Source organism: Rhodospirillales bacterium, assembly GCA_023898805.1.
GTDB lineage: Bacteria > Pseudomonadota > Alphaproteobacteria > Micavibrionales > UBA1664 > UBA6145.
Window position 1 is genome coordinate 1,704,291 of the sequence record CP060260.1, and the last position, 18,697, is coordinate 1,722,987.

The following is an 18,697-nucleotide window of genomic DNA, read 5'->3' on the forward strand; positions in this document are numbered from 1 at the left end:
CCCGAATCCTGGATATTTATTTCTTCGTCGCCGTGCCAAGACCCAGACCGCCGCCCTGAATCTGCGTGACCGGCTGGTTGACCGTATCGAACATCTTGCTGTTCGCGGCCTGATACAGGGTGGAGCGCAGGGCGTCGCCGGCGCAGCCCTTGGGCAGCAGGTTGTTGAGGGAGCCGAGTTTGCCAAGGCTGGGCAGTTTGATCGGGTTTTCGCACTGCACGTATTTAAGGATCATGTCGACCATCAGCCCGCAAAGCTGGCTTGAGAACGCATCGCCGAGGCCGAGTGAGTCCATGAGGGAGGACAGGGCGGATTGGGCCATGGACTGGAAGTTGAGCATTTTGGGCAGGAACTGCGCGGCCTGGGTGAAGGACTGCATCTGCGCGCCGAACATCTTGGACATCAGGCCGGAAATGGGACCGCCGGCGGAAAGCAGGCCGCCCAGAAACTGGTTGGAATACATGCTGGGCACGTTGGAAAATTGGTTGCCGATGCGCTGCAATTCCTTGGACATGCATGGCGTGTTCGTCACCTGCGCCACCGATGGGGGCGGAGCCATATTTGTCGCGACGAATTCGTTCTTGCGCGAAACCGCGGCGTTCACCTGTTCCGACACCCGCGCATAAATTTTTTCGTCGCACAAAAGATTGGTGCCGGTATTCGTGGCCTTGCCGTCATATGCGCAATCAGGGCTGCTAAACGCCTGCAAGTATCTTCCCATATCTGTCTGGTAACCATCTGTACACTTGCCACCGCTCAGGCATCTCCCAACCCCTGCGCATCCAAGCAAGTGGGATGCACCGATCAATCCCTCGCGTGTGATGGTAATGCCCTTGTAATCTTTTCCTATCCAGCCAGACAGGTTTTTATCCACGCATGCAGCATTGTTGGCGGTGAATTTTGCCATGATGCTGTCCTGCAACGCAGGATCGTTGAGGAATTTTTGCGGGTCGTACGGGTCCATATATCCTTTCAGCGTGCCAGGGCAAAACTGATACCGGCCCATGCAGCCTTCTGTGTTGACGCATGTGTATCCGGCAGACCCTTGCGCGCAGCCGCCGTTACTTTCCAGCTTGGCCATGCAATCCTGATATTGATCGGCCCGGGCATTGGAAAAAAACACGAACGATGCAAGAAAAACCGAAAGCAGCAGCAAAAACGAACCCGCCTGTTTCAGACGTGGTCTAAGATTCTGTTCGTGCATGCCCATCCCTGCCATTGGCGCGTATCCCCTCAATCCGCCTTAATTCGCATTCGGTCCTGAAACGAATTCGTATTCTTTCGTTCTTGGATCCATCCGCCAGATCGTATTCGCGTTGCCCACATTGGTCGGCGTTGGCAGCACAAGATCGTAATAATCCGGGTTTGGACCCTGTATCAGGAAAAAGTCACCCGCATTGTAATCCCAGACCGTGCGGTATTTGTTGTCGCCCAGATTTTCGGCGATGGCGGTTTCGCAGTACTGCACGCCGCAAACGCCGGGTTGGTTGAACACGGCGGCTATGCTGTTCTTGGGCTTGCCGGGACCAAGGGAAACAAAGCGCGCGAAGATTTTCGGCTCATCAGGAATATACGACTTCATATCCTTGATTTTGGCGGCATACAGCTTGCGGATCAAATCCTCGGCGGCCTTGTCCGATGTCTGTGTGTCCGAATCGAAATGCTGCGGCCTGCCTGAATCCGGATCCGCCGCGGGCTGGCTTTTCTGGGCAGGTTGCGATGCTTTCGTCGCAGTCGCCGAAACCGGCCCCACGGCCAACCCGAAGGCCAGCGCACAGGCCATGCCGGCCAGTGCCAGATGACGGAAATACGGTGAAAATTGCATGGCCACACCCTTTGAAAAACGCAAGCCCTTCATTCTAACCCAAAACCGGGCAAAAATCATGTTTGCTTGGGGCATATTCATTGGCTGCCCCCGATACTGGTCGTGCTTGTCGTATTTGTCGGCGGAAGGCCGCGTGAATCGTTGATGTCCGTGGCCGACCCAAAGCTCAGCGTACCGTTGGGAAGCGAAACGATCGGCTGGCTGGCGGTGCGCAGCGATTGCATGTTCGCGGCCTGATACAGGGTGGAGCGCAGGGCGTCGCCGGCGCAGCCCTTGGGCAGCAGGTTGTTGAGGGAGCCGAGTTTGCCAAGGCTGGGCAGTTTGATCGGGTTTTCGCACTGCACGTATTTAAGGATCATGTCGACCATCAGCCCGCAAAGCTGGCTTGAGAATGCATCGCCGAGGCCGAGCGAGTCCATGAGGGAGGATAGGGCGGATTGGGCCATGGACTGGAAGTTGAGCATTTTGGGCAGGAACTGCGCGGCCTGGGTGAAGGACTGCATCTGCGCGCCGAACATTTTTGACATCAGGCCGGAAATGGGACCGCCAGCGGAAAGCAGGCCGCCCAGAAACTGGTTGGAATACATGCTGGGCACGTTGGAAAACTGGTTGCCGATGCGCTGCAATTCCTTGGACATGCATGGCGTGTTCGTCACCTGCGCCACCGATGGGGGCGGGGAGTGGTTTGTGGCCACGAATTCATTCTTGCGCGAGACCGCGCCGTTCACCTGATCCGACACGCCAGCATAGATTGCCTGATCGCACATTTTCCCGCTTACCGCGCTGCCGTTGCCGCCTCCCCCGCACTCCGGCCCGCCCTCTGCGCTGTATCCGGCAAACTGGCTCAAGTAATCCGAACAGGATGTATTGCCATCATCCACGTCCATGTTTTTTGTAAGATAGTTTTTGACACCGGTAACGCCGCACAGATGCGCGGCACCAAGAATCCCTGATTCGGTAATCGTCGTACCATAACTGTCTGTTTTTCCAACATATTGGTTAATTATGTCTTGAAGTTCGCGTCGGTGCGCTTCTGTATAGGCCCTGATCGCATTCTGTTGCGCCTCCACGCTGGATGTCATGACCCATTTACCGTTCTGGTAAGCGGTTTGCAGACCATATTGGGCGGCTTCCGCGCTGCAAAACTGATACAGGCCGCAGCAATGGTCGCCTTTTTTTGTGATCGCGCAGACATCAGGCCGATTGCTGCTCTCCTGTTTCGCCAACGCGTTATAATAATCGTCCATTTTGCAGCCGGATGCGGGCGGCGTGTCCTCTGCATGTAGGAATGAAAAAAAACAAAAAGGCAAAAGGAGGCAAAACAGAAAAATAAAGAATCTGTTTCGCGGATAGGCCTCTATCATGGGCGTATCGCGCCAGTCTGTTTGATAAGCTCGAAAGAGCCGCCATTCGAGGGCATGACCCAATGCGAGGTGTGGTCGCCTCTGAGCATGTTCATGAAAAGCAGGTTTTCCTTGGCATCCGTGGAGAAGCTGAATTCATCCCCCATGTTATAAAAAACCTGCTTCCAAACATTCTTCTTCGAATCGACCTTTTCAAAAATATAGGCTGTACACCCGGTTGCGGCCCCGCAGGAGGCATCGCTGTCGATGTAGACGATGATCAGGCTGTCCTTGGGCAGGATGGAAGTAGGAATAAACCGGGCGGAAACATCAAAATGCAAGTTTTGAAACTTTTTGGCCTCGCTGATGATATCCTTGGCAAGCACCGATGCGATGCGCATGGCCTCCGGATCGCTTTTTGCAGGTGCTAAATCAAGCGCCGAAAAACCTGCTGAGGTGTTTTGCTGATTGATTCCGAGGGGAGGATGGCCCGTGTTGGCCAGCCCGCTGGTGCAGCCGCCGACGACGAAAAGCAGGCCAAGAGAAAACGCGCCGAACACGGTTCTCAGCCGGGCTGTCCGTTCCTGCCGACTTTTGGCGCGCTTGGAAAAATGGGTCTGGATATCTGCTTTCATGTATTTGTCTGTCACCTAGTACAATGTTCCATTTTCCGTCGGCTGTTTCGCGTCAATGGTTCCGCGCGCCTTATTAAGCGTGTCGGCACTGCCCATATAGGATTGTCCGGTGGGCGAGGTGAAGATCGGCTGGTTGCGCGTTTGCATGGCTTCAAGGTTGCCCGCCTGATACAGGGCAGAACGCAGGGCGGAACCGGCGCAACCCTTGGGCAGCAGGTTGTTAAGCGACCCGAAGAGATTGCCAAGGCTTGGCAGTTTGATCGGGTTTTCGCACTGCACGTATTTAAGCAGCATGTCGACCATCAACCCGCATAATTGGCTTGAGAACGCATCGCCGAGTCCAAGGGAATCGAGCAGGCTGCCCAGCGCGCTTGACGCCATCGACTGGAAGTCCAGCATTTTGGGCAGCATTTTTGCCGCATCGTTGAAGGAATCGATGTTCGCCTTGAACATCTTGGCCATCAGGCCGGAAATGGGACCGCCCGCGGAAAGCAGGCCGCCGATGAACTGGTTGGAATACATGCTGGGCACGTTGGAAAACTGGTTCGATATGCGTTGCAGTTCCTTGGACATGCAAGGCGTGTTCGATACCTGTGCCACGGACGGCGGCGGCGTGAAATTGGTCGAAACGAATTCGTTCTTGGCGGTGACATAGCGGTCGATCTGCGCGGAAACCCCCTGGGTCATCACGCTGTCGCAGATCTGCCCACCCGCGAAGACAGGACCGGCCAAGGCAAGCCACGCCCCGGCCGCGAAAGCCATGATTTTTAAATAGAATCCACGCTCGAAGCTTGACATGCCCGATTGTCCCTGTACCCCGCTGTTCTTTCATTATACTGAAAAAACACCTGTTTTTACAAATCCCAATTTACGTCTAGGATGCGGGTGAGGGGGAGCGCGGAGAATATGGACCCAACAAGTATGGCAACGGCGCAGGCCCCGATCGACATCGTGGTGTTGGCGGGCGGGGCGGCGACCCGTCTGGGGGCGCTGGCGGCCCAAACGCCAAAATCGCTGCTGCAGGTATCGGGTCTGCCCTTCGTCCTTTGGCCGCTTTTCCGCATCCACCGTACCACGAAACTGGGGCGTATCATCGTATCCGCCCGCGCAGGGCAGGCGGCGATGTTCCGCGCCGCGCTCTCAGATCACATAAAGAAATTACAAAAAGACCTTGTTATTATTGAGGAAAATTCGCCAATTGGGACCGGCGGTGCGATCCTGTCCATGGTTGGTCAGGCCGCACCCGGCGATCCGTTTCTGGTCTTGAACGGCGATGTCTGTTTCGCGCTTGATGCCGGTGCGCTGGCGCGCGCCGCCCGCGAACGCGGTGCGGCGATGGCGGCGGTTGCGGTGCCCGATTCCCGCGCTTTCGGCACGCTTGAAATCGACGGCGGCAGGGTTGCGGCCTACCGCGAAAAACAGCCCGCCACCATGCCGCGCCCCGGCGTGATCAATGCGGGGCTTTATGCGTTTACCCATGCCGTCCTGAAGGATTTTCCGCCCGGTCCGTGTTCCTTTGAACATGACATCGCGCCGGTCTTGGTCGCGCGCGGGCAACTGGGCGCGGTTGTGGCGCCGGGGCCGTTTTTGGATATCGGCACGCCCGAATCCTATGCCGCCGCGCCCGCGATGCTGGAAGCGATGGCGGTGCCTGCGGGAATGTCACCCGGTCCGGCACCGAAATAACTTGCATCCTTATGCGCAAGAATATAACCCTCAGCGGGTTTGAACCGCATGAAAAATACCGAACAGGCCAGTATGAAGCGCAGCAAGCTTGATAAAATCGACCGCAAGATCCTCACCACCCTGCAGGCGCAGGGCCGTATCACCAACGTCGATCTGGCCAAAGAGGCGGGGATTTCCGCGCCGCCCTGCCTGCGCCGGGTCCGTGCGCTGGAGGAGGCGGGCTATATCCGCAGCTACCATGCCTTTCTCGACCCATCCAAACTGGGCTATGGCATCACCGTGTTCGCGCATGTGTCGCTGTCCTCGCACAGCGACGTCGATCTAAAGAAATTTGAACAAAAGGTCCGCGACTGGTCCCATGTTCGCGAGGCGCATTTGCTTTCGGGCGAAACCGATGTCCTGCTCAAGGTCGTCGCACGCGACTGGGAGGCATACCAGCAATTTCTGACCACCGGGCTTCTGGCCACCGAAAACGTGGCGGCCGTTCGTTCATCGATCGCGATCCGCACGGCCAAGCTTGAACCCGGCGTGCCGGTAGGCGACAACGCGGGCGCATAGACCTTCGGGCTGTTACAATACGTCGCCCCAGCGGGCCTTGCGCGCGGCCTTGTAACGCGCGTCGCTTTTCGCGATTCCAAGCGTTTCGATCGCGCCCGCCGGTGTACAGACCATCGTCTCGATCACCTTGCGCGCGCGTGGATGGCCGATAATCCGCGCCTGCCGTGATGGGGCGGGCATCCGCCCGAACACCAGATAGGTAAACGTTTCGTCCTCGTACCCCAGTGCCCCGCCCTTAAGCGCCTTGTGCAGCCGCGTGCGCGAAAGCCGCGTCGAAAAATGGCACCATCCCTCTGGCCCGGCGAACGGACACGCAAGGTCGTGCGGGCACGGCGCGTGCAGATGCGCCCCCGCCGCCAAAAGCTGCGCGCGCACCTGCATCATCATCGCCTGCGCCGCGGGCGTGCCGGAATCGACCAGCACTAGTATTCGCCCGCACGCGCCCCACAACTTTTCGGCAAGCGCGGCCGGATCGCCCACCTCGTTCAGGACGTAGGCCGCGACCACCAGCTCATACCGATTCTCATTCATTAAATGAGAATCGGTGTCAGGGGTGTCACCGCAACTCCGCGCGATAGCGCGAAACCTGTGTGGCGAAACGGTATCAGCCTGCGTGGGCGTGTCGCGAAAATCCGCGTCCCCGATCAGATGCTTCGCCACGCGCCGCATCGCGGCGTTCGGCTCCACCATCTGTGCCGCGACATCCGGCCACAGCGCGCGCGCAGCCAGCGTCGCCGTTCCGGGGCCTGCGCCGTAATCCAGCATGCTGCGCGGGGGCACAGTCATGCCAACCGCTTCCAGAACCCGCGTGATGGCGGCATAGGTCGCGGGCATCCGGGCGCAGGCATAGGCGGCGGCCTCGACCTCGTCGCGTATTTGCAAAGTGTCGGCGTCATTCTGCGCGCGCCGGTAACGTGACGACACGGCCTCAGCCGCGCGCGCCAGCTGCGTGCGCTGATGCGCCGATGCCAGCGATTCCAGTGCCTGCAGGATATGTGTGGGAAGTGTGCTCACGGATATAGTCGTTGGATGGTCCAGCGATCCTGCTCGGCCATGCGTGTAAAGGCGAACCGGTCATGCAGGCGGAATTCCCCGTCCTGCCAGAATTCGATCCGCGTGGACACGATGCGGTATCCATGCCAATGCGGCGGGCGCGGCACATCCGCATTTTCGCCGTATTCCGCCGTCAACGCGGCGACACGCGCAACCAGCGCCTCACGGCTCTCCAGCGGTTCCGATTGCTGCGACGCCCATGCGCCGATACGGCTGCCGCGCGGACGGCCGGTGAAATACGAATCGGATTCGGCCTCGGCGATGGTTTCGACATGGCCTTCAACGCGCACCGACCGGCGCAGTGATTTCCAGTGATAGCATAGCGCCGCATGGGGATTTTCCATCATCTGTCGGCCTTTTATGCTGTGCCCGTTGGTGAAGAACACGAATCCCCGCGCATCCACCTGCCGCACCAGCACCATGCGCGCGCTGGGGCGGCCTTGGGCGTCCGCCGTGGCTAGGCAGGCGGCATCGGGGTCGTTGATCTCGGTTTTTTGCGCGTCATCGAACCATTGATGGAACAGCGCAACGGGGTCGCAGTTATCTGCGGGTTTCAAGAAGGTCATTGAACGGTCATCCTTTTGCCCTAAAGTCACTGCGTAATTTAAACGGTTTAATCTGACAGGAAAGGGTTACCACATGTCGCTTCGCAAATTCGCACTTACCGCCGGTTTGATCGGCGCCACCGCGCTTTCGGCCTGCGCGCAGTCTGGTTTTAACGAAGGATACGGCGGCGGTGATGCCGGCCTGAACAAACAGCAAATCGGCACCGGCCTTGGCGCCGTTGTCGGCGGTCTGGCCGGATCCAGATTCGGTAAAGGCGACGGCCAGCTGGTCGGCACCGGCGTCGGCGTCCTGCTTGGCGCGTTGGTCGGTTCGTCGGTCGGTGCCTCGCTCGACAAGGCCGATTTGGCCTATGCCCAACAGGCGCAGGATCGCGCCTACACCGCGCCGATCGGCCAGACGATTTCGTGGAACAACCCGCAAAGCGGCAATTCCGGCACCTATACGCCGATCCGCGACGGGCGCTCGTCCTCCGGTTCGTACTGCCGCGAATACCAGCAGACGATCTATGTCGGCGGCCAACAGCAGACCGCGACCGGCACCGCTTGCCAGAACCCGGACGGAACCTGGAAAATCGTCAACTGACGTAAAACGGGCGATTTGGTTCCTCCAAAAACCCCAAAAAGGCCGGTTGCTTCCGCATCCGGCCTTTTTTAGGCGATTTACCTGTGTGCGGGGCACCCCATGGGCCTTTCCTTTTGCCGGGATCGGGTCTAGAAAATCCTGTTTATAGCAAGAAGGGTACGAAATGACCGAACGCAAGGGCCTGATGGCCGGCAAAAAAGGCCTGATCATGGGTGTCGCCAACGACCGCTCGATTGCCTGGGGTATCGCCAGCGCCTGCGCGGCCGAGGGTGCGGAACTGGCCTTTACGTTTCAGGGTGAGGCGTTGGAAAAACGCGTGCGCCCGCTGGCCGAAAGCGTGAACGCCAGCGTGGTGGTGCCCTGCGACGTGACCGACGATGCCAGCCTGGACGCCGCTTTCGCCGCCGTTGAAAAGGCGTGGGGCCGGGTCGATTTCGTCGTCCACGCCATTGCGTTCTCCGACAAAAAGGAACTCGACGGCCTGTACCTCGATACGACGCGCGAGAATTTCAAGCGCACGATGGATATCTCCATCTACTCCTTCACGGCGGTGGCCCAGCGCGCCGCGAAACTGATGGGCGAGGGGGGAAGCCTTCTCACCCTGACCTATTACGGCGCAGAGCGCGTGATGCCGCATTACAATGTCATGGGTGTCGCCAAGGCGGGGCTTGAGGCGTCGGTGCGCTATCTGGCGACCGATCTGGGCGCGCGTGGCATCCGCGTCAACGCGATTTCGGCGGGGCCGATCAAGACGCTGGCGGCCAGCGGCATCGGCGATTTCCGCTTCATCCTGAAATGGAACGAGCTGAACGCGCCCTTAAAACGCAACGTATCGATCGAGGACGTGGGCAAATCCGGCCTGTATCTGCTTTCCGATCTCGGCTCCGGCGTGACTGGCGAGGTTCTGCACGTCGATTCCGGCTATCACACGGTGGGCATGGTCCAGCCCGAAGCCGCAGGCGCGACGGCCGAACTGCTTCAGCAGATGGCGGGTGTTTCTGCCTCGTCCTCCAAGGACGCGGCGTAGGATATACGCTTTTTCCAACAAGCCGGGAGGGAAACTGCCATGGCTGGTGAATCGGTGCTCTATAAAGACGGCGAAACGCTGCTGGAAGGCTATCTCGCCCACGCCGGAAATCCGGACGCGCCGATGGTGCTGGTGTTCCACCAGTGGATGGGGATCACGGATCATGAAAAGGAACGCGCCGAACGTCTGGCGCAGGAAGGCTATAACGCCTTCGCCATCGATATGTTCGGCAAGGGAGTCCGTCCGGAAAATGTCGCCGTGGCGGCAAAAACAAGTGGCATCTACAAGAACGACCTGAAACTGGCGCGCCGCCGCTTCGATGGCGCGCTGGGCTGCATCCGCGGTCTGTCCGGCATGGATCTGACGCGGCTGGGTGCGATCGGTTTTTGCTTCGGCGGCACCATGGCGCTTGAATTGGCGCGCACGGGCCTGCCCGAACTCAAGGCCGTGGTCAGCTTTCACGGCCTTCTGACGACGCCGCAGCCGGTGAAAAAACCGGGCACGATCAAAGCCGCGATCAACATCCAGCACGGTGCCGACGACCCGCTGGAATCGCGGGCGGAGATCGAGGCCTTCAAACAGGAAATGAACGCGGCCGGCGCCGACTGGTCCTTCACCGAATACGCATACGCCGTCCACGCCTTCACGCAAAAGGGCGCGGGCGACGATCCGTCCACCGGCGCGGCCTATAACGAAAAGGCCGACAAACGCTCATGGCGGGCGATGATCGACTTCTTCCGCGAAACGCTTGGCACGCCATAATCACATGATCTGGTTCAAACCCTACACGCTTGATGACCTGCGCGCGGTGCGCAACACCAACATGACCGAGCATCTGGGATTCGAGTTTCTTGAACTCGGTCCGGATTTCCTGCGCGGGCGTCTGCCGGTCGATCACCGCACGACCCAGCCTTTCGGTATTTTCCACGGCGGCGCGTCTTGCGTGCTGGCGGAAAGTCTGGGTTCCGTCGCCGCGTGGATGACGATAGACCCGGAACATTTTCGCGCGGTGGGTATCGAAATCAACGCCAACCACATCCGCGCGGTGACATCCGGCCATGTCGTCGGCACCACGACGCCGCTGCATATCGGCAAACGCACGCAGGTCTGGCAGACCGATATGACCGAGGAGGCGACGGGCAAGCGCGTGGCCATCAGCCGCCTGACCGTCGCCATCATCGATCACGGCACCCTGTCGGCGCAAAAAGAAAAAATTACGATCGGTCAGCGGTAAGGGCGGCATACGGCAATGAGTGGCGTTCAAAGGGTCAAGAAATCCATCAAGCTTCTGTACGAGGGCGACACGCAGGCCGCCCACCGCTTTCGCTATATCCTTCTGGGTCTGGATATCCTGACCATTCTGTTTCTGGTCGTGTCGACCTATTTTTACGGCACGAAAACAGCGGAAATTCTGGATGTCGTCTTCGGTCTTTATCTGCTGTTCGATTATGGCGCACGGCTGTGGATCGCGCCCAAAAAACTCTCTTTTTTGATCCATCCGCTCAATTTGGCCGATTTCGTCGCGTTGCTGTCCTTTCTGGTGCCGCTTCTGGGCGAAAGTTTTGCGTTCCTGCGCGGGTTGCGCATTCTGCGGCTGTTGCGCTCCTACCGCTTGCAGAACAAGCTGCGGCAGGATTTCGATTATTTCCGCCGCAACGAGGACGTGATCATCAGCGCCACCAACCTGTTCGTCTTTATCTTCATCATGACCGAAATGGTCTTTGTTTCCGAAGTCGGGAAAAACCCCGACGTTAAAAACTTTCTCGACGCGCTGTATTTCACCATTGCTGCGCTGACCACCACGGGCTTCGGCGACGTAACGCTGCACGGCCTTTCCGGCCGCCTTTTGTCGATCATTATCATGATCTTTGGCGTCTCGCTGTTTTTGCGTCTGGTCCAGACCCTGTTTCGCCCGCAGAAAATCCGCTATGTTTGCAAGGAATGCGGGCTGTTCCTGCATGAAAGCGATGCGGTGCACTGCAAACATTGCGGCGCGGTTTTGAACATTCCGACCGCCGGCGACACGTAAAAGATCAAGGATGGCGGTATGAGCGGCAATCGGTTCGGCACACTTTTCCAGTATCAGACATGGGGCGAAAGCCACGGCCCCGCCATCGGCGTGGTGGTGGATGGCGTGCCGCCGCGTCTGGCGCTGACCGAGGCCGATATCCAGCCGTGGCTCGATAAACGCCGCCCCGGCCTCTCCCGCCATACGACACAGCGGCAGGAACCGGACGCGGTCAAAATCCTTTCCGGCACGTTTGAGGGGCAAACGACGGGCACGCCCATCAGCCTCGTCATCGAAAACGTGGATGCGAAGTCGAAGGACTACGGCGACATTGCCGAAAAATTCCGCCCCGGCCATGCCGATTACACCTATCAGGCCAAATACGGCATCCGCGATTATAGAGGCGGGGGCCGCAGCTCCGCGCGTGAAACCGCGTGCCGCGTGGCCGCTGGTGCCATCGCCAGAAAGATACTTTCTGGCGTACAAATACGCGGCGCGGTCGTGCAAATTGGCCCGCATAAAATCAACCGCGATAACTGGGACTGGTCGCAGGTCGATAACAACGACTTCTTTTCGCCGGATGCGGCGGCCGCAAGCCTCTGGGCCGAATACCTTGATACCGTGCGCAAGAACGGTTCGTCCATCGGCGCGGTGGTCGAAATCGTGGCGTCCGGTGTGCCCGCAGGCTGGGGCGCGCCCGTGTATGACAAGCTGGACGCCGATCTGGCAAAGGCCATGATGTCCATCAACGCGGTCAAGGGCGTCGAAATCGGCGCGGGGTTCGATTGCGTGGAATGGGGCGGCGAAAAAAACGGCGACGACATCCGCATGAAGGACGGCAAACCCGAATTCATGTCCAACCACGCGGGCGGTATTCTGGGCGGTATCTCGACCGGGCAGGATGTCGTGCTGCGCTTTGCCGTCAAACCGACAAGTTCCATCCTTACGCCCAAACACACCATCACGAAAGACGGGCAGGAAACAGACATCGTCACCAAGGGCCGCCACGACCCTTGCGTGGGTATTCGCGCCGTGCCGGTGGGCGAGGCAATGATGGCCTGTGTTCTGGCCGACCATTTCCTGCGCCACAAGGCCCAGTGCGGATAATCGTGCTGCCTACTCCATGAACTCCGCAAGGTCGGGCACGCGCGAAAACGCGATCTTTGTGCCCACGTAACCGGCTTGCGTATGCGGCTGGATGCCGAAATGCACGGCATGGGGGCCATAGGCGCGCGCGATCTTGTCCATCGCCGCCGACAACGCGTTCGCGCGCAATTGCGCCACCCGCCTGTGCGGTGCTTGCGGCGAGGCGGCGGCGAACAGATCGCCCGTGGTTTCCGCGCCCGTCTGCAAACCGGAAAGCGAGATCGAAACTTTCTTGACCGCGCCTGTCGTCATATCGGGACGCAGCGCCGCGATCATCTGTGCCCACAACGCATGGGTCAGCCGGACGAAAACCAGCGTGTCGCAGGCCGGCGCCAGCCGCGCCTCTCCGCTCCAGCGCCGCCCGTCGGCCAGTCGCGCCGAAAGGGCGAAATGTGTGGCGTAAAGCCCGTGGCGGCGCAGGCGCTGGCACGCCTTGACGCTCAGGCGGCGGCACACCGCCATGGCGATGTCGGGTCTGCGGGAATCCGGGTCGAGGACACGGCTGTGTCCGATCACGCGCTTCGGCCCTTCCGGTAAATCCGGCACGTCGTATCCGTGCAGCCGGTACCAGAATTTCTCCCCCTCCACACTGCCCCAGATGCCGCGCAACTGCCGCGGCGCGCTGGCCCACAGGTCGGCCATGGTCCAGATTCCCGCGCGGTTGAGCCGCGCGCGCATGTTGGGTCCGATACCGCACAGATCACCGATCCCAAGCGGCAGCAATCGCGCGGGCAGGTCGCGCCCTTCCAGAATCACCAGCCCGTCCGGCTTTTGCATGTCGCTCGCGGTCTTGGCCAGAAAGGCGTTGGTGGCAACGCCGATCGAGGCGCGGATGCACACCCCGACATTCTCGCGCAACCCCGCCTTGATGCGCATCGCAAGCGCGGTGACGGCGGCGCGTGTGCGGTGGCGCGGGGTCAGGCGCGAATTCATCTCGTCGATCGACCAGATTTTGTCGATCGGTGTGTGCCGCGCCATTTCGTTCACCACCTTGTGGTGAAATTCCACATACACGTCGTGCCGCGCCGGCACGCAGGCCAGATCAGGGCACAGACGTCTGGCCTCGGCGATCTGGGTGCCGGTTTTGATGCCCATCGCCTTGGCCTCGTACGACGCGGCGATGGCGCAGGTGTAATCGGTCATCGTCGGTGCCACGACGACGGGCCGCCCGCGCAGGGCAGGGTTCAGTTGCTGCTCGACGCTCGCGAAATAGCTGTTGAGGTCAAGCAACAGCCACGAAACGCCGGTATCGGGAGGCGGGGAGAACATGCCCCATCAAAAGAACAAAACAAGAACAAAGTCAAGCCCCGCTTTGCCGCGGCCCCGTGCGCAATCCGATCAGCGCCGAAATGATGCCGTGAAACGTGCTGGCTTCTTGGCTGGTCATGCGCGTGCGCGCGAACAGGGCCTGCAGGTTGCGCACCAGCGTCGGCCGCAATTCCGCCGACCGGAAAAATCCGCCCGCTTCCATCTCGCCCTCCAGCCGCGCGACCAGCGTCGCGATCTCGGCGGCGGGCGCGATGTCGGAATCCCCACATAAAAGCTGCGCGGGCGCGGTTGAATCGCCCGCCGTGAACCACTCGTAAGCCACCAGCAAAACCGCCTGCGCGATGTTTAGCGACGTAAACGCGGGATTAAGCGGAATGGTAACGACCGCATTCGCCAGCGCCACGTCCTCGTTGACAAGTCCGGTACGCTCCGCCCCGAACAAAACGGCGCATTGTCCGCCCGCGGCGCGCAACGCGGCGCCCGCGGCGCGCGGGGTCAGCACCTCCTTCACCATGTCGCGCGGCCGCGCAGTGGTGGCCAGAATATAGGTGCAATCCGCGACCGCCGCCGCCGTATCGGCATAGACGCGCGCGACGACGCCCTTTTCCAGCGCGCCCGACGACGCGGCCACGGCCTTTTCGGACGGCCACCCGTCGCGCGGGTTGACGATGCGCAGATCGGCAAGTCCGCAATTGAACATCGCGCGGGCGCACATGCCGATATTTTCGCCAAGCTGCGGATTGACCAGCACGATAGCGGGTGGCGTAGGGGCAGGCGGCATAGGGGCGGGGGGCTGATCGGTCATGGACGCTAACAAACCGCGCTGCGCCCGGTTTTGCAACAGGTTTGACGAAGCGGCCCGGCTCTGGAAGGATGCGGGCCATGAAGATATGGACCATTGTCGTCGGCGAACCCAGCCCGGTGGACGGCTCCGATACGCGCCTGCTGCGCACCGGGCTTCTGACCCGCTGCCTGCGCGCGCGCGGGCACGACGTCACATGGTTTAACGGCACGTTCGACCACGCGACCAAGACCGAACGCTTCAACCAGACGACGATCCAGACCGATGCCGACGGCACGACGCTGATCTTCCTGCACGGCCGGCCTTATGCCGGGCATGTCAGCCTGCCGCGCATCGCGAACCATATCGACGGCGCGCGGGCCTTTGCCGAAATCGCGCCCAAACTGCCCGCGCCCGATGTCATCGCCTGTTCCTATCCCACCATCGAACTGGCCGCTGCGGTGGCTGAATATGCGCGCGCGCGCGACATCCCCTTCATCCTCGACCTGCGCGATCTGTGGCCCGACATGATTGCCGAGGTCGCGCCAAAACCCTTGCGCTGGCTGGCTCGGCTGCTGATGGCGCCGTGGTATAAAAGCGCGCGCAAATCCATGCGCGCGGCCAGCGGCCTTGTCGGCTTTGCCGGGCCCTATCTCGACTGGGGTTTGAAAAAAACTGGCCGCGCGCATGGGCCGAACGACCGGGTGTTCCATCTGGCCGCCGACCCGCAACCCGTCGATGCCGAAAGCCTGAATGCCTCAGCGGCGTATTGGGACGCGCGCGGGATTGCCGCCGATACCGTCAACCTTGCTTTCGCGGGCATGATCAGCCCGCGTCACGATTTTACCACCCTGATCGACGCTTTTCGGCGCCTGCCGCCAGAAAAGCGCGCGCGCCTGCGCATGGTGTTTTGCGGCAGGGGCGAGGTGGAGGACGCACTCAAATTCCGCGCCGCCGACATGCCGGAAATCCTGTTCGCAGGCTGGCGCAACCGGGCCGAGATCGCGGCCCTGCTGGCGCGTGCGGCGGCGGGGCTGCTGCCCTATCGCAACACGCCCGATTTTTTGATGAGCTTTCCCAACAAGATCGGCGAATACACCGGCGCAGGCCTGCCGGTCATAACCCCGCTGGGCGGCGAGGTCGGACGCCTGATAGAAACGGAAAACTGCGGCATCGTCTATCGCGAGGGCGATGTGGAATCCTGCGCACAAATCCTCGCGGCGCTGGCGGACGGAACGGTCGATCTGGCGGCGCTGCGCGCCGGGGCGCGCGCGGCTTATTCAAGGCATTTCGATGCTGAAAAAATCTATGCGGCCTATGCCGGTTTTCTGGAATCGCAGGGCACGAAGACGGCGGCCTGAACCGCTTTATTTCGCGGAAATGTCGGTGGCGCCGATGGGCGTGGGCTGGGGCATGAATTCATAGGCATCGTGCTCGTACTGCACATAGGCGTACGAGCCGATGGCGAAAGCCGCAGCGACCAGAATGCCGGTAATGATCCCGGATCCGAAATCCGGGCCTTGATTTGGGGCGAGATAGGGCATCGTAAACGCTTACTGTCGTTGATTGGATTCCTCATGCAAATGCACATTGTCCCCGAAAAGTTCCCATCCTTGTGAAAAATAAAAAACCCGGCGCGAAGGCCGGGTTTTTTTGGTGTATCGCGCGAAATCAGCGCGAATAGAATTCGATGACCAGATTGGGCTCCATCTGGACGGGATAGGGGATCTCGTCCTTTTTGGGAACGCGGATGAATTTGCCCTTTTTGGCCTTCGCGTCGACTTCGACATATTCCGGTACGTCGCGTTCGGCCGATTCCATGGAAATATGGATCTGAGCCATGTTCTGCGCCTTGGTGGCCAGCGAGATTTCATCGCCTTCCGACACCTTGTACGACGAAATGGTCACGCGCTTGCCGTTGACCTGAATGTGGCCGTGGCTGATATATTGGCGCGCGGCGAACGGCGTGGCAGCGAATTTCATGCGGTAGACGACGGAATCAAGACGCGATTCCAAAAGCCCGACCAGGTTTTCCGAGTTGTCGCCGCGCAGGCGCATGGCTTCCTGATAGTAACGGCGGAAGGCGCGTTCGCCGATGTTGCCGTAATAGCCTTTGAGTTTTTGTTTCGCCATCAGCTGCTTGCCGTAATCGGACAGCTTGCGGTTTTTGTTCGGACCGTGCTGGCCGGGGCCGTATTCGCGCTTGTTGACGGGGGATTTCGGACGGCCCCACAGGTTCAGCCCCAGGCGGCGGTCAAGTTTGTGTTTGGATTGAGGACGCTTGTCGCTCATCGTCGTTTTCCTTTTCTCTTTTGTTGTCCGGCTAGTCCCAAGTCAATGGGCGGGAACAGCGTTCCACTTTCACCGGAATGGCGCTTTTATAAGGATTTCCCGCATAAAGTCAATCTTTGCGTGCCCGCCGCGCCGGCCGCATGGCTTTTTCATGGGCGGCGGCATCCCACAGGCGCTGCACGGTGAAATAAGAAAAAGCGCCCGACCACGCGATCAACAACACGCCGGTCAGGCTTTCCATTGACGCCAGCACCCGCAAGCTGCCGATGGGGTAAAGATCTCCGTACCCCACGGTGGTGAAGGTTTCGGCCGAAAAGTGAAAATAATCGCTGGCCACGAATTCCCGTTCGCCCGCGAAATTCCCAAGATGGAACAGATGGTGCGCGATATAGATGCCGAAGGCGAAGACGCAGATTTCAAGAACGTGCAGAAGCAAAAGGGACACGATCACCAGCATCAGGTGCATCCGTTCCACCGCCGCCCGTGAAAGGGCAAAGCGGTTGATCAGGGTCAACCCTTCAAAGTGCAGCATCACCACGCCGACGACCAGCGCGATGCTCAGCACCCATATGACGATCATGGATTCCATCCGCCACCCAGTGCCTTGTACAGATCGATCGCTGCCGACAGGGATTCAAGTCGCGTCTGTGCATGGCTGTCCTGCGTCGAAAGCAACGTATCCTGTGTCGAAAGCATCTGCTGAAAGTCGATGGCGCCCGCATTGTACTGGTCGCGCGACAGGCCATAGGCGCGCTGCGCATCGGTGACGGCGGCACCCAGCGCGACTTCGCGTTCATGCGCGGCGCGCAGGGCGGCGATGGCGTCTTCCACCTCCTGAAACGCGGTCAACACCGTCTTGCGATAGTCTTCCGCCAACTCGGCCTGTTTCGCGCTCGCTTTTTCGACTCCGCCTTCAAGCCGCCCGCCCTCGAATATCGGGGCCGACAGCGACGCGGCCAGCGCCAGCGCGGTGGTGGCGGGATTGGTGAACCCGGCGGCGGCCAGCGACCAGTTGGTGCCCAGTGTGACCTGCGGGAACAGCGCCGCGCGCGCGACGCCGATATTGGCGTTGGCGGCCACCAGCCCGGCTTCCGCCGCCTGAATGTCGGGCCGCCGTTCAAGCAGCGACGAAGGCTGCCCCGCAGCGATTTTCGGCACGTCGATATCGCGCAATACCGAACCCCGAACGCTCAGATCTTGCGGCGCGCGGCCCAAAAGCACGGCCAGCGCGTCGCCCGCCTGCGTCAACTGGCTTTGCAGCGCGGCGCGCGACGCCTCGCGCGAGGACACGACGGTTTTCTGTTCGGCCACGTCCAGCGCCGATACCGCGCCGGCGTCGTACCGGGCCTGCACGATGCGCATGACCTCGCGCGCGTTCTTCAGGTTGTCGTCGGCGATGGCCAGCCGTTCGCGCAGATTGACGAAGGTGAAATACCCTTTGGCCACGTCGCCCATGACCACCAGTTTCAGCGCGTCCTCGCCGTACTGCGTCTGCGCGAGGTTGGCCCGCGCGGCGCTGACTCCCGCTTTGTTCCCGCCGAACAGGTCGAGTTCGTATGAAATATTGGCTCCAAGCGAAAGATTGGTCGATTGCGCCGATGGATTGTTCTGGAAGTTGCGCCCCGCGCCCGCGCTGGCCCCGATGCTGGGCAAAAGATTCGCCCCGGCGATTTTAAGGTCGGCCCGCGCCTGTTCGACGCGGTGGACGCCCGCGCGGATATCGGTGTTCTGCGCCAGCGCCTCGGTCATCAGCTGATCCAGCTCGTCGCTGCCGAAATTTTGCCACCACGCGGCGTTGATGGCCGTCGGCGTCTGGCCCTGCGTGCCGGTGAACGCGGCGGGCGCGGCCACGTCCGGGCGCTTGAAGGCGGGTGTGGCCGCGCACGCGCTCAGAAAGGTGGTGGCCAGCATCAAGGCCAGAAGGG

Annotated in this window: 22 protein-coding genes; 9 read left to right on the plus strand and 13 right to left on the minus strand. The window is 60.4% G+C overall.

The window, feature by feature from the left end; genetic code table 11:
* Positions 1-16: 16 nt before the first annotated feature.
* The 5 genes from H6866_08370 to H6866_08390 all read right to left on the minus strand — a co-directional run bounded on the left by H6866_08370 (position 17) and on the right by H6866_08390 (position 4,565).
* Positions 17-1,219, minus strand: coding sequence for a hypothetical protein (locus H6866_08370; protein ID USO07418.1), 1,203 nt, complete (start codon positions 1,217-1,219; stop codon positions 17-19).
* Between the two features lie 24 nt (positions 1,220-1,243).
* Complete coding sequence (locus H6866_08375; protein USO07419.1) at positions 1,244-1,825, minus strand: hypothetical protein; 582 nt, start codon at positions 1,823-1,825, stop codon at positions 1,244-1,246.
* Positions 1,826-1,902: 77 nt separating this feature from the next.
* Positions 1,903-3,072 (minus strand): hypothetical protein, encoded by a 1,170-nt coding sequence (locus tag H6866_08380; protein USO07420.1) that lies wholly within the window; start codon positions 3,070-3,072, stop codon positions 1,903-1,905.
* Between the two features lie 113 nt (positions 3,073-3,185).
* Positions 3,186-3,803, minus strand: a complete 618-nt coding sequence (locus tag H6866_08385; protein USO07421.1) for a hypothetical protein — start codon at positions 3,801-3,803, stop codon at positions 3,186-3,188.
* Between the two features lie 15 nt (positions 3,804-3,818).
* On the minus strand, positions 3,819-4,565 hold the full coding sequence (locus H6866_08390) for a hypothetical protein (protein USO07422.1): 747 nt from the start codon (positions 4,563-4,565) through the stop codon (positions 3,819-3,821).
* A gap of 159 nt (positions 4,566-4,724) precedes the next feature.
* Here H6866_08390 and H6866_08395 point away from each other — a divergent pair, with 159 nt between their 5' ends.
* The gene (locus H6866_08395; GenBank protein USO07423.1) at positions 4,725-5,489 is read left to right on the plus strand and encodes an NTP transferase domain-containing protein; all 765 of its coding nucleotides are present in this window, start codon (positions 4,725-4,727) and stop codon (positions 5,487-5,489) included.
* A gap of 72 nt (positions 5,490-5,561) precedes the next feature.
* Positions 5,562-6,047, plus strand: coding sequence for an Lrp/AsnC family transcriptional regulator (locus H6866_08400; GenBank protein USO08641.1), 486 nt, complete (start codon positions 5,562-5,564; stop codon positions 6,045-6,047).
* A 12-nt stretch (positions 6,048-6,059) separates the two neighbouring features.
* Here the strand turns inward: H6866_08400 and H6866_08405 are convergent, their stop codons facing one another.
* Both H6866_08405 and pdxH read right to left on the minus strand, forming a co-directional pair.
* Entirely contained in the window at positions 6,060-7,061 is a 1,002-nt protein-coding gene (locus tag H6866_08405; protein USO07424.1) for an rRNA methyltransferase, read from the minus strand.
* Positions 7,058-7,666 (minus strand): pyridoxamine 5'-phosphate oxidase, encoded by a 609-nt coding sequence (gene pdxH / locus H6866_08410; protein ID USO07425.1) that lies wholly within the window; start codon positions 7,664-7,666, stop codon positions 7,058-7,060. Before pdxH ends, H6866_08405 begins: the two co-directional genes overlap by 4 nt.
* Positions 7,667-7,739: 73 nt before the next feature.
* On the opposite strand from pdxH, the gene H6866_08415 reads away from it, so the two are divergent.
* The 6 genes from H6866_08415 (at position 7,740) to aroC (ending at position 12,391) form a co-directional block, all read left to right on the plus strand.
* Positions 7,740-8,249: a glycine zipper 2TM domain-containing protein gene (locus H6866_08415; protein USO07426.1), complete on the plus strand. Its 510-nt coding sequence runs from the start codon at positions 7,740-7,742 to the stop codon at positions 8,247-8,249.
* Between the two features lie 163 nt (positions 8,250-8,412).
* Entirely contained in the window at positions 8,413-9,276 is an 864-nt protein-coding gene (gene fabI / locus H6866_08420) for an enoyl-ACP reductase FabI (GenBank protein ID USO07427.1), read from the plus strand.
* Positions 9,277-9,315: 39 nt separating this feature from the next.
* The gene (locus tag H6866_08425; protein ID USO07428.1) at positions 9,316-10,038 is read left to right on the plus strand and encodes a dienelactone hydrolase family protein; all 723 of its coding nucleotides are present in this window, start codon (positions 9,316-9,318) and stop codon (positions 10,036-10,038) included.
* Between the two features lie 4 nt (positions 10,039-10,042).
* Positions 10,043-10,510 (plus strand): hotdog fold thioesterase, encoded by a 468-nt coding sequence (locus tag H6866_08430; GenBank protein USO07429.1) that lies wholly within the window; start codon positions 10,043-10,045, stop codon positions 10,508-10,510.
* A 15-nt stretch (positions 10,511-10,525) separates the two neighbouring features.
* Positions 10,526-11,305 (plus strand): ion transporter, encoded by a 780-nt coding sequence (locus H6866_08435; protein USO07430.1) that lies wholly within the window; start codon positions 10,526-10,528, stop codon positions 11,303-11,305.
* Between the two features lie 18 nt (positions 11,306-11,323).
* Entirely contained in the window at positions 11,324-12,391 is a 1,068-nt protein-coding gene (gene aroC, locus H6866_08440) for a chorismate synthase (protein ID USO07431.1), read from the plus strand.
* Positions 12,392-12,400: 9 nt separating this feature from the next.
* Here the strand turns inward: aroC and H6866_08445 are convergent, their stop codons facing one another.
* Both H6866_08445 and H6866_08450 read right to left on the minus strand, forming a co-directional pair.
* Positions 12,401-13,699, minus strand: a complete 1,299-nt coding sequence (locus H6866_08445) for an impB/mucB/samB family protein (protein USO07432.1) — start codon at positions 13,697-13,699, stop codon at positions 12,401-12,403.
* Positions 13,700-13,730: 31 nt separating this feature from the next.
* Positions 13,731-14,504, minus strand: a complete 774-nt coding sequence (locus H6866_08450; protein ID USO07433.1) for an RNA methyltransferase — start codon at positions 14,502-14,504, stop codon at positions 13,731-13,733.
* Positions 14,505-14,581: 77 nt separating this feature from the next.
* Between H6866_08450 and H6866_08455 the strand changes: the two genes are divergently transcribed.
* Positions 14,582-15,841 (plus strand): glycosyltransferase, encoded by a 1,260-nt coding sequence (locus H6866_08455; GenBank protein ID USO07434.1) that lies wholly within the window; start codon positions 14,582-14,584, stop codon positions 15,839-15,841.
* 6 nt (positions 15,842-15,847) lie between these two features.
* Here H6866_08455 and H6866_08460 read toward each other — a convergent pair whose 3' ends face one another.
* The 4 genes from H6866_08460 to H6866_08475 all read right to left on the minus strand — a co-directional run bounded on the left by H6866_08460 (position 15,848) and on the right by H6866_08475 (position 18,683).
* On the minus strand, positions 15,848-16,024 hold the full coding sequence (locus H6866_08460; GenBank protein ID USO07435.1) for a hypothetical protein: 177 nt from the start codon (positions 16,022-16,024) through the stop codon (positions 15,848-15,850).
* 127 nt (positions 16,025-16,151) lie between these two features.
* Complete coding sequence (rpsD, locus tag H6866_08465) at positions 16,152-16,772, minus strand: 30S ribosomal protein S4 (GenBank protein USO07436.1); 621 nt, start codon at positions 16,770-16,772, stop codon at positions 16,152-16,154.
* Positions 16,773-16,881: 109 nt separating this feature from the next.
* Positions 16,882-17,352 carry a two pore domain potassium channel family protein gene (locus tag H6866_08470; GenBank protein USO07437.1) on the minus strand — a complete coding sequence of 157 codons (471 nt, stop codon included), beginning with the start codon at positions 17,350-17,352 and terminating at the stop codon, positions 16,882-16,884.
* Positions 17,349-18,683 carry an efflux transporter outer membrane subunit gene (locus H6866_08475; protein USO08642.1) on the minus strand — a complete coding sequence of 445 codons (1,335 nt, stop codon included), beginning with the start codon at positions 18,681-18,683 and terminating at the stop codon, positions 17,349-17,351. Before H6866_08475 ends, H6866_08470 begins: the two co-directional genes overlap by 4 nt.
* Positions 18,684-18,697: the final 14 nt, after the last annotated feature.